Below are 16,133 nucleotides of genomic sequence, written 5' to 3'. Positions count from 1 at the left end.
TACGTCAGCCACCGTTGACCACCAGCTTTCGGCGGGCGGCCGACGTGAGCAGCCGCCCGGCCGCGAGCAGTGCCGCCGCCCAGGCGGCCTGGAAGGCGTACACGGTGAGCAGGTCGGTGCGCTTGCCGAGGAAGACGTCGGCCGGAAGCTGAATCAGCGCTCCCCAGGGGAGCAGGTCGGCCACCGCCCCGAGCCGGCCGGGGAAGACCACCAGCGGGACGATCAGGCCGGAGAAGAACATCGACGTGATCAGGCTGATGGCGTTGACGCCGCGGTCGTCGTGCACCCAGAAGACCACCAGCGAGGTGAGGTAGCGCAGGCCGAAGCTCACGAGCATGGCGAGCAGCACCGCGCCGGCGAAGGCGGCCCAGGTCGCCGGCGTGGGCCAGCGCAGGGGGAAGACGAGCCAGCCGGCGAGCAGCGGCATCGCGCCGCGCGACACCAGCGCGAACGCGGTGCGGCCGATGTCGTCGGCCAGCCACCAACCTTGCAGGTCGGCGGGCCGGTGCAGGTCGACCGCGACGTCGCCGGTGCGGATGCGCTCGGTCAGGTCCAGGCCGCCGCCGAAGATGCGCATCGGCTCGATCAGCGACTGGGTGAGGAAGCTGAACGTGATGGCGTCGGCCGCGTCGTACCCGCCGAGCGAGGGCCGGGCGTGCCACAGCGCGATCAGCACGCCCGCGCGGATGAAGCCGAAGACGGTGTTGGTGAAGGTCGCCGAGAGAGCCGCGATGCGGTAGGTGGCGTGGCGCCGGAACGCGTAGGCGGCGATCCAGGCGTAAAGCCGCATCGTGTGTCGCACCCCTCACTGACGGTGACCGTCCGGGCGCACCGAAGATCGCGGCGCGCGCACCACCGGCTGACACCGTACGGGTGAGACGTCGCCGCCCGCCACACGTTTTCGGCGTGGCGGGCGGCAGTGGGAAGAACCGGGGTCAGCCCTGGGGCAGCGGAGGCCGGCCGGGGGAGTGCAGCCAGGTCTGGAAGAAGGAGTCGAGGTTCTGGTGCGCCACCTTGTTCGCGAGCGCGGTGAACTGCCCGGTGCTCCCGTTGCCGTACTTGTGCTGCTCGAACCACGTGTGCAGCAGCGAGAAGAAGGCGTCGTCGCCGATCTTCTCCCGCAGGAACTCCAGCACCATGCCGCCGCCGCTGTAGACGCGGTCGTGGAACATGGTGTCGCGCTGCGGGTCGGCGATCACGACGTTCCACCACGTGTCGGTGGCGCCGTGCCGGTTGTACGTGGCGCGGGCCTGGTCGTGGACGGTCGCCCCGCCCTGCTTCTCGGCCCACAGCCACTGCGCGAAGGTCGCGAAGCTCTCGTTGAGCCAGACGTCGTTCCAGTCCCGTACCGAGACCGCGTCGCCGAACCACTGGTGCGCCAGCTCGTGCGCGATCGTGTTCGTGTTGCGCACGTCGGAGTACAGCGGGCGGGTCTGGGTCTCCAGGGAGAAGCCGATCGCCTGCCCGTTGTACGTCGCCAGGTCGGCGATCGCGCCGGTGGAGTCGAAGGCGTACTTGCCGAAGGTCTTCGACCACAGGTCCGTCGCCTGGGCCGTGGTGTCCCAGAAGAAGGCCATCGGGTCCGGATGGTTGGGGTCACGCCCGATCAGCTTCGGGTCCACCGCGACCGTCTCGGGGATGCCGCCGGGGGTCTTGCCGGTCTTGAACTGCCACTGGCCGATGTCCGCGGTGGCCAGGTAGGTGGCCATCGGGTACTTCTCGTCCCAGACCCACGTCGACCGGTCGCCCGTGGTCCGCTGGGAGACCAGCCGCCCGTTCGCGATCACCGACCGGTCCTTGGGCACGGTGACACGGAACGTGAACGAGGCCTTGTCGCTCGGATGGTCGTTGCTGGGGAACCAGGTCGAGGCGGCGTTGGGCTCGTCACCCATGAAGGCGCCGTCGTCGGTGTGCACGAACCCGTACGGGGAGCCGAACACGACCGGCGAGCCGACGATCGTCTGGGGCACGCCCCCGTACGTGACCGCCACGACGAATCGCGCGTTCTTGCGGATACCGTGGCGCGGCGTGATCTGCAGTTCCTGGCCGTCGCGGGTGAAGGTGGCGGACCGTCCGTCGACGGTGACCTTGCTGACGTCGAGCTGCTGCAGGTCCAGGTCGAAGCGGGCGAGGTTCTGCGTGGCCCGTGCGGTCACCGAGGTGGTGCCGTCGAGCCGGTGCGTCGCCGGGTCGTAGGAGAAGGCGACGTCGTAGTGCTGGGCGTCGTAGCCTCCGTTGCCCTCCAGCGGGAAATAGGGGTCACCGATGCCGGTGGCACCCGGGGTGAACTGGGGTCGCGTGTTCGCGAGCGCTGCCGGGGTGAGCGCGACCAGGCTTACGGTCGACGTGGCGATGGCCAGCAGCACGCGTTTTTTGCGCATGTCGGTCCCTAGATGCAGAGGATCAACCGGAAAGGGCAACTCTTACCGCCTTGTGCCCTCTGTCGGAAACTTTGACACAAGTGGGCGTTGGTCGGAAAGCTGCAGAATCAAGAGGATCCCCCGGCCTGAGCCGGGGGATCCTCTCACGACCTGGACGCCTGACCGTCAGTGAGCCCTAACGAACTGCTCCTCCTCGGTGGAGCCCTTCAGCGCCACCGTCGAGGAGTCCGGCGAGATCGCCGTGCTGACCAGGTCGAAGTAACCGGTGCCGACCTCGCGCTGGTGCTTGGTGGCGGTGTAGCCGGCCGCCTCGTCGGCGAACTCCGCCTCCTGCAGCTCCACGTAGGACGTCATGCCGTCCTCGGCGTAGCCCTTGGCGAGGTGGAACATCGAATGGTTGAGCGAGTGGAAGCCGGCCAGCGTGATGAACTGGAACTTGTACCCCATGTGCCCCAGTTCCCGCTGGAACTTGGCGATCGTCGAGTCGTCGAGGTGCTTCTTCCAGTTGAACGACGGGGAGCAGTTGTAGGCGAGCATCTGGTCGGGGTGCTCCCGCTTGATCGCCTCGGCGAACTGCTGGGCGACGTCGAGGTCCGGCGTGCCGGTCTCCATCCAGAGCAGGTCCGAGTACGGCGCGTAGGCCAGGCCGCGGGCGATGCAGGACGAGATGCCGTTCCGCACCCGGTAGAAGCCCTCGGCGGTGCGCTCGCCGGTGATGAACTCCTGGTCGCGCTCGTCCACGTCGCTCGTGATCAGCGTCGCGGCCTGGGCGTCGGTCCGCGCGACGATCAGCGAGGGAACGCCGGACACGTCGGCCGCGAGGCGGGCGGCGTTCAGCGTCTTGATGTGCTGGCCGGTCGGGATGAGCACCTTGCCGCCCAGGTGGCCGCACTTCTTCTCCGAGGCGAGTTGGTCCTCCCAGTGCACCCCGGCGGCACCCGCCGCGATCATGCCCTTCATCAGTTCGAAGGCGTTGAGCACCCCGCCGAAGCCGGCCTCGGCGTCGGCGACGATCGGGGCGAGCCAGTACGGCGCCTTCTCGTCGCCCTCCGACCAGGAGATCTGGTCGGCGCGCATGAGGGCGTTGTTGATGCGGCGCACGACGGCGGGGACCGAGTTGGCCGGGTAGAGGCTCTGGTCCGGGTAGGTCTGCCCGCCGAGGTTGGCGTCGGCGGCCACCTGCCAGCCGGACAGGTAGATCGCCTTCAGGCCCGCGCGCACCTGCTGAACCGCCTGGTTCCCGGTCAGGGCGCCGAGCGCGTTGACGTAGTCGGTGTCGTGCAGGAGCCGCCAGAGCCGCTCGGCGCCCAGCCGGGCCAGCGTGTGCTCCTCCTGCACCGAACCGCGCAGCCGGATGACGTCCTCGGCGGTGTAGTCACGATCGATGTTCGTCCAGCGCGGGTCGGTCTCCCACTGATGCTGCAGCTCCTCGGCTGCGCCCTTGAGGCGACGGTCGCTCATCTCGGTGCCCTCCTATGTCGTCCCCTGGGTGCGTATGCCTCAAGTGTCTGGCCGGGATCGGGCCTAGTGAACCGAGGAGTAACAAGAAGAAGTCGGAAAATTCTGCTAACGTGAAGCTGTGACGGGCTTTCAGAAAGAAGAAACGCTGAACTTGACGAATGGTCTAGACCTCGTGACGTTCGGCCAGCGGATGCGCCATCTCCGTAAGGTTCGCGGTTACACCCTCTCCGACCTGGGCGAACGCGTGGGCCGGGCACCCTCGCAGCTCTCGCTGCTGGAGAACGGCAGACGCGAGCCGAAGCTGTCACTGCTCCAGGCGCTCGCCACCGCCCTCGACGTCCCGATCGAGGAACTTCTTCGCAAACAGCCGCCGAACCGGCGCGCCCAGCTCGAGATCGCGATCGAGGAGGCCCAGCGGGACCCGCTCTACCAGAGCCTCGGGCTGCCCCACCTGAAGATCGGTAAGCGGGTGCCCAACGACGTCCTCGAACACCTGCTCGCCATGTACGAGGAGGTCAAGCGGAGCCGTACCAAGCCGACCGCGAGCCCGGAGGACGCGCGCAAGGCCAACGCCGAGCTGCGGCGGCAGATGCACGACCGGGGCAACTACTTCGGCGAGATCGAGGAGATCGCCGCCAAGACCCTGGAGGCGGTCGGCTACCGGGCGGGCGCGCTCTCCCAGGGGATGCTGCTCGCGCTCGTCACCAACTTCGGCTTCACCCTCCGCTACGTGCAGGACCTGCCGCGATCCGTACGGTCCGTCACCGACCTGCGCAACCGGAGGATCTACCTCGAACGCCAGCAGCTCGGCATGCACACGCCCCGCACGATCCTCCTGCAGACGCTCGGGCACATCGCCCTCGGCCACGCGGTGCCCAAGGACTTCGCCGACTTCCTCCGCCAGCGGGTCGAGGCCAACTACTACGCCGCCGCCACGCTCCTGCCCGAGCGATCCGTCGTGCCGTACCTCCAGGAGGCCAAGGCCGACCGGGAGCTGTCCATCGAGGACCTGTGCGACGTCTTCTCCGTGTCGTACGAGATGGCCGCCCACCGGTTCACCAACCTGGCCACGCATCACCTCGAGCTGCCGGTCCACTTCACCAAGAACGACGAGAGCGGCACGATCTACAAAGCCTACGCCAACGACGGGCTGGTCTTCCCCTCCGACGAGCACGGCGCGATCGAGGGCCAGCGGATGTGCCGCGAGTGGGCCGGACGGCACGTCTTCAACGCCGACGACCGCTTCTCGATCTACTACCAGTACACCGACACGCCCACCGGCACGTACTGGTGCCTCTCCCACATCGACCCGAGCCACGAGAAGGAGTTCGCGATCACGCTCGGCGTGCCGTTCGAGCACTCCCGCTGGTTCCGCGGCCGTGAGACCACGCGCCGGGTCACCTCGTCCTGCCCCGACGGCGACTGCTGCCAGCTGCCCCCGGCCGCGCTGGCCCAGCGCTGGCAGGGCTATGCCTGGCCCTCGGCCCGCGCGCACTCCCACGTGCTGTCCGTCCTGCCACCGGGTGCCTTCCCCGGCGTGGACGAGGTGGACGTCTACGAGTTCCTCGACCAGCACGCGTCGGGATGACGTTTCGCCGGTGTGACGCCGGCGAAACGGCGGCGAAACCGCGTCGGGGGTCAATGGGCACAAGCCACCCAGGAGAAGGGGGACCCCCGTTGCTGCCCCAGGTCGAGGATTGGCTGCGCCGCCGCACGAGCTCCGCCGCGGACTGGCCGGTGGAGGAGCTGCTCGAGGCGAAGGGCGGTACGACGGTGAGCGTCGTGCTGCCGGCCCGTGACGAACGCGAGACGGTCGGGGAGATCGTCGCGGCCATCCGCCGCGACCTCGTCGACGGCGCGCCCCTGGTGGACGAGGTGATCGTCGTCGACTCGCGCTCCACCGACGACACCGCCGCGGTCGCCGCGGCCGCGGGCGCCCTCGTGGTCGCCCAGGACGACGTGCTGCCGCAGCTCCCGCCGATGTCCGGCAAGGGGGAGGCGCTCTGGAAGTCGATGCACGTCGCCCGCGGCGACCTGCTCGTCTTCGTGGACGCCGACCTGCGCGACTTCACGTCGGCGTTCGTCGCCGGCCTGCTCGGCCCGCTGCTGACCGACCCGTCCGTCGGTTACGTCAAGGCCTGCTACGACCGCCCGTTCGTGAACGGCGGCACGACCGTGGCCCACGGCGGCGGCCGGGTGACCGAGCTCGTCGCGCGGCCCCTGATCAACATGCACTGGCCCCTGCTCGCCGGCGTCCTTCAGCCGCTCGGCGGCGAGTACGCCGGCCGCCGAGCGCTGCTCGAACGCCTGCCCTTCGTCACCGGGTACGGCGTGGAACTCGGCCTCCTGGTCGACGTGCTGGAGTACGCCGGCCTCGACGCGATCGCCCAGGTGGACCTCGGCACCCGCGTGCACCGCCACCAGTCCGCCGAGGCGCTCGGCGGCATGTCCGGGCAGATCATGCAGACGGCCTGGTCGCGGCTCGAGCGCCAGGGCCGAGTCGTACGCCTCGAACCGCCGTCGACCACGCTCACGCAGTTCCGGCGCGTCGCCGACGGCCACGAGATCCGCCTCAGCGACGTGGCCGTCGGGGAGCGGCCGCCGGTGATCGAGGTGGCGGACCACCTTCGCTCGGCCGTCTGATCAGGGACTGCCCGGCGGCGAGAGGATGCCGCCGAAGGTCGGGTCGGGGTTGGTGGACTTCTTGGCGCTCGGGCTCCGGCCCTGACTCTGGCTCTGCGCCGGCGCGTTGCCGCCGTACGCGTCCGCGGGCGGCGGGACGACGTCGTAGTGGGTCGTCGCCGTGGTCAGCGGCGACAGGTCGAGGCCGAGCGCGTTCAGCGGCACACCGAGGGCGTTGAGCGGCTTGAGCAGCGCCTCGCACTGCTTGGGCGGTGCGCCGAGGGAGTAGGCCAGCGAGCACAGCCACATGGCGATGTTCTGCGACTGCTGCAGGTTGAGACGCGCGTGCAGCGTGCCGTCCTGCGGGTCGTACACGCTGGCGGCGTTGGCGGCGGCCACCGGCGCCTTGTCCAGGAACTGCTGCAGCGCCGCCTTCTCCTTCACCAGGACACCCGTGATCTGGGCGAGCCCCTGGACGTTAGCGGCGATCTCGGTCTTGTTCTGCTTGACGAAGCCCGCGACCTCCCGCAGCGCCACCGACAGGCTGCTGACCGCGGCCCGCAGCTCGGCCTTCTCGCCGTTGAGAGTGCTCGACACCGAGGCGAGGTTCTGGGAGAAGGAGCGGATCTGCCGGTCGCTCGCGGCCATCGCCTGAGTGATCTTGGCGAGGTTCTGCACCGTCTGGGTGGCGTTGCCGCGGTTGTCGGACAGGACCCGGCTGACCTCGGACAGGTCCTGCAGGGTCTGCTTGAAGTTCTCGCCCTGCCCGTCGAGGGTCTCCGCGCTCGACTTGAGCAACCGGGACAGCGAGCCGTTGGCGTTGGCGCCCTGCGGGCCGAGGGCCTTGGTCAGCTCGTTGACCGCCTGGTTGGCGTCGTCCAGCTCGACCGGCACGGCCGTGCTCGACAGCGGGAGCGTCGCGCCGTCCTTGAGCGCCGCGCCGTTGCGGTAGACCGGGGTGAACTGGATGTAGCGGTCGGCGACCAGCGACGGCACGATGATCACGGCCTGGGCGGTGGCCGGCACCTTGCGCTTGGCGTCGTAGGCCATCTTGATCTCGACCATGTCGCCCTTGGGCGTGACCTTGGTGACCTTGCCGACCTTCACCCCGAGAACGCGGACCTCGGTGCCGGGGTAGACGCCCGTGGCGCGCTCGAAGTAGGCGGTGACGTGGGTCTGGGGCTCGTCGGGCCACAGCACGGCCACGAGCGAGGCGGCCACGATGACGACGAGCAGGAGAGCGCCGTACGCGAGTACGGGAGTGCGGGCATTCCGGCGGCGGCCGGAGCGGAGCAGACCCACGCAAGCTCCCATTCTTCTGGAGTGACCTGGGCGGAGCGCGAAATAAGTTACCTCTTACCGCAGGCCGGGGGTACCGGTTGTTACAGCCTCGTGACTCGCCATGCATGAGTCAACAGTTCTTTTGGCGCATTTGTGAATCTGGCCACGATGTTACCGGCGGTAACGCCATCGGGTCTACGCTAAGAGACACCGAGTCCAATAGCCTGGCCCTTGGGCCGCCCCGAGACGGAGGAAACATGTCGGACGACGGCGCCCCGGCCTTCTCGCTCGAACTGCCCGAGGACATCCAGCAGGTCAAGGACTGGGTGCACGAGTTCGCCAAGGACGTGATCCGGCCGGCGGGCGAGGAGTGGGACGAGCGGGAGGAGACGCCGTGGCCGATCCTTCAGGAGGCCGCCAAGATCGGCCTGTACTCGCTCGACTTCTTCGCCCAGCAGTGGTTCGAGGAGTCCGGTCTCGGCATCCCGGTCGCCTTCGAGGAACTGTTCTGGGGTGACGCGGGCATCGGCCTGTCCCTCGTCGGCTCCGGCCTGGCCGCCGTGTCGGTCGCGGCCACCGGCACGCCCGAGCAGACGGGGGAGTGGGTGCCCCAGATGTTCGGGACGCCGGACGACGTCAAGCTCGGCGCGTTCTGCGCCTCCGAGCCCGACGCCGGTTCCGACGTCGGCTCGATCCGTACCCGCGCGGAGTACGACGAGGCCAAGGACGAGTGGGTGCTCAACGGCACGAAGACCTGGGCCACGAACGGCGGCATCGCGAACGTGCACGTCGTCGTCGCGTCGGTCGACCCGTCGCTCGGAACGCGGGGCCAGGCGAGCTTCATCGTCCCGCCCGGCACGCCCGGCCTGTCGCAGGGCCAGAAGTTCCGCAAGCACGGCATCCGCGCCTCCCACACCGCCGAGGTCATCCTGGACGGCGTGCGCGTGCCCGGCTCATGCCTCGTCGGCGGCAAGGAGAAACTCGACGAACGCCTCGCCCGCGTGCGCGAGGGCAAACGCGCCGCCGGCCAGGCGGCGATGCGCACGTTCGAGGCGTCCCGCCCGACCGTCGGCGCCATGGCCGTCGGCATCGCCCGCGCCGCGTACGAGTACGCCCTGGACTACGCACGCGACCGCGAGCAGTTCGGCCGCAAGATCGGCGACTTCCAGGCGATCGCCTTCAAGCTGGCCGACATGAAGACGTCGATCGACGCCGCCCGCCTGCTGGTCTGGCGCGCCGCCTGGATGGCCCGCAACGGCAAGGACTTCGGCAGCGCGGAGGGCTCGATGGCCAAACTGTACGCGGGCGAGACGGCGGTGAAGGTGACCGAGGAGGCCATCCAGATCCTCGGCGGCAACGGCTACACCCGCGACTACCCGGTCGAGCGCTGGCACCGCGACAGCAAGATCTTCACCATCTTCGAGGGCACCTCCGAAATCCAGCGCCTGGTCATCGGCCGTACGGTCACGGGCCTGCCTGTACGGTAGCGTCTCCGCAGGTCACGCCGGTTTTGGCTCCGGTCATGTCCGTAGGAGAGTGACCTAAGCCGGCGCGGGCCGAGATCGGTCCCGTGCCGGCTCGGGTGGCGTGCCGCCCGCATAGGTCGTCGTTGCCCTAGGGATGGGCGCCGGGTTCACCCCAGGCCCGACCTGCGACGACTGCGAATATGGTTACTTTCTGTTACGATCGTTAGGTGGTATAGGCGGGATCTTTCCGTGGCTGTGGCCTGGGGCGTAACATCGCCGCCTTTCTCGGGTCTTGCGCTGTGTCCGAGTCTTCTTTCTCGGGAGCGCTGATGAGCAGCACGCCCATTGCCGACCTCGCGTTGGTGTCCGATCGTCATTCCGCCGGTCTGATCGGCCGGGACGGGGCGGTCGAGTGGTTGTGTTTCCCCCTGTTCAACGGGCCGTCCGTCTTCGCTCGCCTGCTGGACGACGAGGCCGGGCACTGGACGATCCGCCCGTCCGTGCCGTACGAGACGACGCGCCGCTACCTACCGCGGACGATGGTGCTGGAGACGACCTTCCGCACCGGGAGCGGCACGGTCGTTCTCACCGACGCCCTGCTCACCGGCCCGGATGACGGCGGCCACCGGCTCGGCGCCGGTGTGCCGCACCTGCTCGCCCGACGAGTGTCCGGCGTCGGCGGTGAGGTGCCGATGGAGATCGAGTACCGGCCCCGGCCGGAGTACGGCCTGATCTACCCGATCCTGTCCGGCGTCGAAGGCGGCGTGACCGCCCGCGGCGGTGCCGAGTGGCTCGTGCTGACCACGCCGGCCCCCCTGACCATCGGCGACTGCAGCGGATACGGCGTGTTCACGGCGCGAGAGGGCGAGACACGGCACTTCGGGATGCACCGCTCGACGCTGCAGGAGACTCCGGCGCGGGTGTGGGACCAGGCGGAACTGGCGGCCCGGCTGGACGACACGATCATCGCCTGGCAGTCGTGGTCCAGCCTCCACCAGGCCTACGACGGCCCGTGGCGCGACCTGGTGCACCACAGTGGGCGGGTGCTGCAGGCGCTGTCCTTCCAGCCCAGCGGTGCGATCGTCGCGGCCGCCACGACATCGCTGCCCGAATGGGCCGGCGGTGAGCGCAACTGGGACTACCGGTACACGTGGGTACGGGATGCGTCACTGACCATGGGCGCCCTGTGGGTCGCGGCCTGCCCCGACGAGGCGAGCGACTTCTTCGCGTTCCTCACCACCGCGGCCCCGTCGCTGGGCAAGGATCGCGCGCTGCAGATCATGTTCGGCGTCCGCGGCGAGCATGACCTGAGCGAGCGCACCCTGCCGCATCTGCGCGGCTGGCGCGGCAGCCGACCGGTACGCGTCGGAAACGACGCGTGGAACCAGCGACAGATCGACGTGTACGGCGAGTTGCTCGATGCGGCCCTGCGCCTCGAACGGCAGATCGGCGACATCGACGACGACGTCCGGCGCTTCCTCATCGCCTGTGCCGACACTGCGGCCGAGCGCTGGACGGAGAAGGACCAGGGCATCTGGGAGATGCGGGGGGAGCCGCGGCACTTCCTGTACTCCAAGCTCATGTGCTGGGTGGCGCTGGACCGCGGCATCGCCCTCGCCTGCCTCCTACGGGCGCGGGAGCGTGTGGAGTACTGGCAGCGGACCCGCGCCGAGATCCGCGAAACCCTGCTGCGCGAGGGCTGGAACGACCGAGTGGGGGCGTTCACTCAGGCCTTCGGCTCCGACGCACTGGACGCCAGCGCCCTCATGATGCCGATCGTCGGCTTCCTCCCCGCCGGCGACTCGCGGATGCTTTCCACGATCGACGCCGTCGCGGACCGGCTCACCGACGACCAGGGCCTGGTCTACCGCTACCGCACCGCGGACGGCATCGACGGCCTCGCCGGCGAGGAGGGTGCCTTCCTGCTGTGCTCGTTCTGGATGGCGCAGGCGCTCGCCATGTCCGGGCAGGTCGGCCGGGCCAGGGACGTGTTCGAGCGAACCGCCGCCTACGCCAATGACGTGGGCCTGCTGTCGGAAGAGGTCGATCCGCACAGCGGCGAACTGCTCGGCAACTTCCCGCAGGCGTTCAGCCACATCGGGCTCATCAACGCCGCCTGGGCCATCGACGAGGCCGAACGGGCCTGCGGGCCGGTGGGCGCGGGCCGGGGGAACGGCGATGGTCGGGTGGCGTGAGGTCGCCGCCGAGTTCGCCGGCACGGCGCTCCTCCTGCTGCTCGCCGTCAGTGCGATCGTCGCGGGCTTCGCGGCCGGCTCGCCGATCGTCGGCGCGGTGCCGGACGAGTACCTGCGGCGGCTCATGACGGGTGTCCTGATCGCGGCCGCGGCGGCGGGGATCGTCTACTCGCCGCTGGGCCGGATCAGCGGCGGTCACCTCAATCCCGCGGTCACGACCGGGTTCTGGGTGCTGGGCAAGCTGACGTCCGGTTCGGCGCTGAGGTACGCCGCGGCGCAGGTCGCGGGCGCGACAACCGGTGCGCTGGTGGCGCTTCTGGTCTGGGGCCACGCGGCGGTCAGCGTGCGGGTCGGCGCGACGGTGCCCAGGCTCGGCGGCGCGGCCGCCGCGCTGGGAGCCGAGACCCTGATGACGTTCCTGCTCCTCACACTGATCTTCACCTTCGTCGACCACCCGCGCCTGATGCCGTTCACCGCGGCCTCCACGGCACTGCTCGTGGCAGTGCTGATGCTGGCCGAGGCGCCGGTTTCCGGCACCAGCCTGAACCCCGCCCGCAGCTTCGGCCCGGCGCTGGTCGGCGCCACGTGGACGGGCCTATGGGTGTACGTCGTCGCGCCGACACTCGGCGCGCTCGCCGCGGCGCTGCTGCACCGGCACCGCCGGGGCACCGTGGCCTGCGGGAAACTCCTGCACGACAACGCTTACCGTTGCCGGTTCCTGAACTGCGCTTACACCCCACCCCGCGACCGCGTCCAGCGGCTCCGTCGTCACCACTACTCACGGAGGGAGCAACCGAAGATGAAGGCGATCGCCGTATATCCCGGGAAGGCGGACAGCGCCCACCTCACGGACGTGCCCAGGCCCGCCGTAACCGACGTCCCGGGCGGCCACGGCGTCCTTGTCCGGGTCCTACGCGTCGGTCTGGACGGCACCGACAAGGAGATCAACGCCGGCGAGTACGGCACTGCGCCGGCCGGCGAGGACATCCTGATCACCGGCCACGAGAGCCTGGGCGTCGTCGAGGAGGTCGGCCCGGCCGTGAGCGAGGTGCGGCCCGGCGATCTGGTCGTCGCCCGCGTCCGACGCGCCGGGGGCAGCCTGTACGACCTCATCGACACCCCGGACATGACGGACGACGAGGCCTACTTCGAACACGGGATCAGCCGGGTGCACGGGTTCCTGAGGGAGTACTACGCCGAGGAGCCCCGCTATCTCATCCCGGTACCCGCGGCCTTGCGGCACGTCGCCGTACTGCTGGAACCCACGAGTGTGGCCGAGAAGGGCATCCTGCAGGCGTACGACATCCAACGCCGGTTGAAAGTGTGGCACCCGAGCCGCGCCGCGGTCCTGGGGGCCGGCACGATCGGGTTGCTCGCGACCATGATCCTGCGCAACCGGGGGCTCGAGGTCACCACCTTCGGCCTGGAGCAGGCCCCTTACCTCAACTCCGAACTGGTCGAGGCGATCGGTGCCTCATACGTCAGCACCCGGCAGACCTCGCCGGCGCAGGTCGCCGCGGAGGGCGGCGCGTTCGACCTGGTGTTCGAGGCGACCGGCTACTCCCCGATCGTCTTCGACGCGATGTGCGGCCTGCTCGCCAAGAACGGCGTGCTGATCCTCTCCAGCGTGACCGGCGGGATGCGGCGCAGCGAGGTGCCGTCCGACGCGATCAACCTCGACTTCGTGCTGGGGAACAAGGTGATGTTCGGCACGGTGAACGCGAGCCGGGAGCACTTCGAAGAGGGCGTCCGTGACCTCGCCGTCGCCGAGGCCCGCACCCCCGGCTGGCTGTCCCGCCTGCTCACCCACCCGATCCCCGGCCTGGACCGGTACGCCGACGCCCTCACCGCGCTCGGCGAGCCCGGCGCGATCAAGGTGTACGTGGAGGTGTCCCCGGACAACGTGTGACCCGGGACCGGTGCCCACGGGGAGTGGGTGTCGTATCGGTGACAGCCCATGAAGTTCAGCCGTTCGCCGCGAGCAGGGCACGGATGGTCTCCTGCACCGCGCGGGCGGCTCGCCGGGCTCCGAGTGCGGCGTTGGTCGAATCGTCTTCGACCTCGCCGCGGACACAGGGGAGCGGCAGGTGTCAGACCCCGGCGGCGGCGAGCAGACCTTCGTAGTCGTCCAGGCAGGGGTCGCAGATCCGCAGGTGAGCGGCGACACCGGGGAAGCGTTCTTCGGGATCGCCACCCGCGAGCCGTTCTTCCACGTAGAGGTCGAGCAGATCGAAGGTACCCGCACAGCCCGCGTCGAGCGGATCCGTTCGCAGGAACCGCTCGAGAGATGACCAGCCGCTCATGATCGCTCCACCTCATCGAGCGTCAGATATCCGTTGGCGACCAGGTTCGCGCGTATCTTACGCCGTGCGTCGAACAAGGCCTTGTAGAGAGCGTTGCGGGTCGTCCCCAGCTTGATGGCCAACGCGTCCGCCGGCACGCCACCCAGTACGAGGGCCGAAAAGATCCGGCGCTGGTGTTCGGTCAGTTCCTCGTTCACCGCGCGGCGCAGTGCCGAGACCAGATCCCGCCACTCGGCCTGATCTTCCGGCCGGAGGCCGAACCGGTCAGGCAGTCGATCCCAGTCCTCTGGCTCGATCGGCCATGTCCGCCACTGCCAGAAATGACGTCCGATCTTGTTGGCCACCTCGAGTACAACGAACTTGTAGGCCCACGTCGTGAACCGGCTCTCTCCTCGGAACTGGCGAACCTTCGCGGTGATCGCGACCAACGCGTCCGCCGCGGCCTGGTGGGCCAGGTCGTCGAGTTCGGGTCCGTCGATGCCGAGGGCCGCCCGGCGCCTGGATGTCTCCCGTCGGGCGACTCGCAACAGCAACTCATGGAGATTCGTGATCGCCTGTTCACGCGCCGATCCCGTACCGGTCAACGCGCTCACCCAGTCGCGCGAGTCTCGGTACGCGGCCTGCCGGCGCGTGAGCTCGCGGTCCGCGGTATCGGGCGGCTCCGATGGCGACATGATTCGAGCCTACGGTGCCTGATCTGGACCAGCTCTCATCGGCCCCCGCCCCGGTGGACGGATGCCGATTGATCTTACGAAACGCGAACGCCGAACAGATTCGGCGGGATCTCAGGTAAGCCCGGCCCGCTCCGGCTGCGCTAACAGTCCGTTCGGCTCGGCTTGGTGACCGTCCCTGGTGCCACCGGAGAAGAGGGAACCGTCATCGCCTGATGATGGCGGGCCGGCGGCGCACGGGGCACGGCGACGCGCCCGGGCGACAGTTACACCACAACGGAAAGGACACCTCACATGCCGCTCCTCAATCCGGGCGACCGGTTCCCGTCGCTGACGGTCCCGTCTCTCGGCGGCGGTTCACTAGCGCTGCCTGACGTTCTGCGCGGCCACTTCGGCGTCATCCTGTTCTACCGCGGGCACTGGTGCCCGTACTGCAACGCACAGCTGCGCGCCTTCCAGCGTGCCCTGGACACCCTCACCGGACTCGACGCCAAGGTCGTCGCGCTCACCGTCGAGGACGAAGCCACGACACGGGCCCTGGCCGACGAGCACGGCCTGACCTTCCCGCTCGGGCACAGCGCCGACGCGGACGAAATCGCCGAAGCGACCGGCGCGTTCGTCAATCAGGACCCGAAGTACCTTCAGTCGACAGGCTTCGTACTCGACGGCGATGGCAAGGTCATCGTCAGCGTGTACTCCAGCGGAGCCATCGGCAGGCTCGTCCCCGAAGATGTGACCGGCCTGATCCGCTACCTGCGCGAGCACGCGGCCGGCTAGCCACCGGCGAACGAGCTTCGCGCACGGCGCTCCAGCAGGTGGAAACGCGGCATAACGACCGATTTCCGCCTGCTGGCTCCGTCACCACACCTGCCATGCTCACGACTCGGGACAACCAGAAGGTAAGACAGGTGCGCAGCGCCGCCGCAAACCATTCATGACTACTTCGCTCAACGGCCGCACGGCGCTGGTGACCGGCGCGGGACGCGGCATCGGGCGGGCGATCGCGCTGGAACTGGCCAAGACGGGCGTCCGTGTGGCACTGGTCGCGCGCTCGCACGACGAACTCACCGACAGCGCCGCGTCCGTCCACGAACTCGGCGGCACGGCAGTGGTGATCACGGCGGACGTCGCGGATCCAGACCAGCTCGCCCGGTGCGCGACACGCGCCCGTGACGAACTCGGGGGCGTGGACATTCCCATCAACAACGCCGCCGTCGTGTGGCCGCTCGGCCCGAGCGCCGAGATCGATTCCACCGACTGGGCGGCCGCGATCGGCGTCAACGTCGTGGCCGTCGCCTCACTGACCTTCGCGCTGCTACCCGCCATGCTCGAGCAGAAGTGGGGCCGTATCGTCAACGTCTCCAGCGGTGTCGTCACCCGCCCGGCATCCATGGTCGGAGGTAACGCCTACGTCACCGGCAAGGCGGCGCTCGAGGCGCACACCGTGAATCTCGCCGCTGAACTGGCCGACAGCGGTGTCGCCGTCAATGCCTTCCGGCCTGGATCGGTCGACACCGCGATGCAGGCATGGATCCGCGGCCAGGACCCCGACCGGATCGGCGTGAACCTGCACCAACGGTTCAGCCGCTCGTACGCGGAGGGCTCCCTGATCACCGCGGAGCGGTCTGCGAGGTCGCTCCTCGACCGGCTTCCGGGCGAGGAAACGGGGCAGATCTGGGATGTCACCGACTCCGTCTCCCATTCACGCCCGTGATGAAGCCCCGTGAAGTAGGCCCGACCGGTATCACTCACA

At 69.2% G+C, this 16,133-nt stretch carries 13 protein-coding genes; 7 read left to right on the top strand and 6 right to left on the bottom strand.

Annotated elements, in window-relative coordinates:
- Positions 1 to 4: 4 nt before the first annotated feature.
- From QSK37_RS18145 to aceA, 3 genes are all read right to left on the bottom strand, one after another.
- Positions 5 to 790, bottom strand: coding sequence for an ABC transporter permease (locus QSK37_RS18145; protein ID WP_285622373.1), 786 nt, complete (start codon positions 788 to 790; stop codon positions 5 to 7).
- A 145-nt stretch (positions 791 to 935) separates the two neighbouring features.
- Positions 936 to 2,381: a M1 family metallopeptidase gene (locus QSK37_RS18140; protein WP_285622371.1), complete on the bottom strand. Its 1,446-nt coding sequence runs from the start codon at positions 2,379 to 2,381 to the stop codon at positions 936 to 938.
- A gap of 165 nt (positions 2,382 to 2,546) precedes the next feature.
- Positions 2,547 to 3,842 (bottom strand): isocitrate lyase, encoded by a 1,296-nt coding sequence (aceA, locus tag QSK37_RS18135; protein ID WP_285622368.1) that lies wholly within the window; start codon positions 3,840 to 3,842, stop codon positions 2,547 to 2,549.
- A 151-nt stretch (positions 3,843 to 3,993) separates the two neighbouring features.
- On the opposite strand from aceA, the gene QSK37_RS18130 reads away from it, so the two are divergent.
- On the top strand, positions 3,994 to 5,430 hold the full coding sequence (locus QSK37_RS18130; RefSeq protein WP_285622365.1) for a helix-turn-helix transcriptional regulator: 1,437 nt from the start codon (positions 3,994 to 3,996) through the stop codon (positions 5,428 to 5,430).
- A gap of 89 nt (positions 5,431 to 5,519) precedes the next feature.
- On the top strand, positions 5,520 to 6,485 hold the full coding sequence (locus tag QSK37_RS18125) for a glucosyl-3-phosphoglycerate synthase (RefSeq protein ID WP_285622363.1): 966 nt from the start codon (positions 5,520 to 5,522) through the stop codon (positions 6,483 to 6,485).
- Here the strand turns inward: QSK37_RS18125 and QSK37_RS18120 are convergent, their stop codons facing one another.
- Positions 6,486 to 7,766 carry an MCE family protein gene (locus QSK37_RS18120; protein WP_285622360.1) on the bottom strand — a complete coding sequence of 427 codons (1,281 nt, stop codon included), beginning with the start codon at positions 7,764 to 7,766 and terminating at the stop codon, positions 6,486 to 6,488.
- Positions 7,767 to 8,002: 236 nt separating this feature from the next.
- Between QSK37_RS18120 and QSK37_RS18115 the strand changes: the two genes are divergently transcribed.
- The 3 genes from QSK37_RS18115 (at position 8,003) to QSK37_RS18105 (ending at position 13,315) form a co-directional block, all read left to right on the top strand.
- On the top strand, positions 8,003 to 9,232 hold the full coding sequence (locus QSK37_RS18115) for an acyl-CoA dehydrogenase family protein (RefSeq protein ID WP_285622358.1): 1,230 nt from the start codon (positions 8,003 to 8,005) through the stop codon (positions 9,230 to 9,232).
- 308 nt (positions 9,233 to 9,540) lie between these two features.
- Entirely contained in the window at positions 9,541 to 11,406 is a 1,866-nt protein-coding gene (locus tag QSK37_RS18110; RefSeq protein WP_285622357.1) for a glycoside hydrolase family 15 protein, read from the top strand.
- Entirely contained in the window at positions 11,390 to 13,315 is a 1,926-nt protein-coding gene (locus tag QSK37_RS18105) for an aquaporin (RefSeq protein WP_285622355.1), read from the top strand. Before QSK37_RS18110 ends, QSK37_RS18105 begins: the two co-directional genes overlap by 17 nt.
- Before the next feature lie 181 nt (positions 13,316 to 13,496).
- On the opposite strand, the gene QSK37_RS18100 is transcribed toward QSK37_RS18105, so the two are convergent.
- Positions 13,497 to 13,709: a hypothetical protein gene (locus tag QSK37_RS18100; RefSeq protein WP_285622353.1), complete on the bottom strand. Its 213-nt coding sequence runs from the start codon at positions 13,707 to 13,709 to the stop codon at positions 13,497 to 13,499.
- The gene (locus tag QSK37_RS18095; protein WP_285622351.1) at positions 13,706 to 14,383 is read right to left on the bottom strand and encodes a sigma-70 family RNA polymerase sigma factor; all 678 of its coding nucleotides are present in this window, start codon (positions 14,381 to 14,383) and stop codon (positions 13,706 to 13,708) included. Before QSK37_RS18095 ends, QSK37_RS18100 begins: the two co-directional genes overlap by 4 nt.
- 291 nt (positions 14,384 to 14,674) lie before the next feature.
- On the opposite strand from QSK37_RS18095, the gene QSK37_RS18090 reads away from it, so the two are divergent.
- Together QSK37_RS18090 and QSK37_RS18085 are read left to right on the top strand one after the other, a co-directional pair.
- Complete coding sequence (locus QSK37_RS18090) at positions 14,675 to 15,157, top strand: peroxiredoxin family protein (RefSeq protein ID WP_285622349.1); 483 nt, start codon at positions 14,675 to 14,677, stop codon at positions 15,155 to 15,157.
- 157 nt (positions 15,158 to 15,314) lie between these two features.
- Positions 15,315 to 16,094 carry an SDR family NAD(P)-dependent oxidoreductase gene (locus QSK37_RS18085; protein WP_285622346.1) on the top strand — a complete coding sequence of 260 codons (780 nt, stop codon included), beginning with the start codon at positions 15,315 to 15,317 and terminating at the stop codon, positions 16,092 to 16,094.
- Positions 16,095 to 16,133 lie beyond the last annotated feature (39 nt).

The sequence above is a fragment of the Actinoallomurus iriomotensis genome (assembly GCF_030269445.1).
GTDB lineage: Bacteria > Actinomycetota > Actinomycetes > Streptosporangiales > Streptosporangiaceae > Actinoallomurus > Actinoallomurus iriomotensis.
Note: the sequence above shows the minus strand (reverse complement) of the source record. Positions and strands in the feature narration are given on the sequence as shown.

Bases quoted from the DNA above. Each gene is read 5' to 3' on its own strand.
- aceA (WP_285622368.1), bottom strand. From the start codon at position 3,842: ATGAGCGACCGTCGCCTCAAGGGCGCAGCCGAGGAGCTGCAGCATCAG.
- QSK37_RS18110 (WP_285622357.1), top strand. From the start codon at position 9,541: ATGAGCAGCACGCCCATTGCCGACCTCGCGTTGGTGTCCGATCGTCAT.
- QSK37_RS18145 (WP_285622373.1), bottom strand. From the start codon at position 790: ATGCGGCTTTACGCCTGGATCGCCGCCTACGCGTTCCGGCGCCACGCC.
- QSK37_RS18095 (WP_285622351.1), bottom strand. From the start codon at position 14,383: ATGTCGCCATCGGAGCCGCCCGATACCGCGGACCGCGAGCTCACGCGC.
- QSK37_RS18085 (WP_285622346.1), top strand. From the start codon at position 15,315: ATGACTACTTCGCTCAACGGCCGCACGGCGCTGGTGACCGGCGCGGGA.
- QSK37_RS18090 (WP_285622349.1), top strand. From the start codon at position 14,675: ATGCCGCTCCTCAATCCGGGCGACCGGTTCCCGTCGCTGACGGTCCCG.
- QSK37_RS18100 (WP_285622353.1), bottom strand. From the start codon at position 13,709: ATGAGCGGCTGGTCATCTCTCGAGCGGTTCCTGCGAACGGATCCGCTC.
- QSK37_RS18105 (WP_285622355.1), top strand. From the start codon at position 11,390: ATGGTCGGGTGGCGTGAGGTCGCCGCCGAGTTCGCCGGCACGGCGCTC.
- QSK37_RS18140 (WP_285622371.1), bottom strand. From the start codon at position 2,381: ATGCGCAAAAAACGCGTGCTGCTGGCCATCGCCACGTCGACCGTAAGC.
- QSK37_RS18115 (WP_285622358.1), top strand. From the start codon at position 8,003: ATGTCGGACGACGGCGCCCCGGCCTTCTCGCTCGAACTGCCCGAGGAC.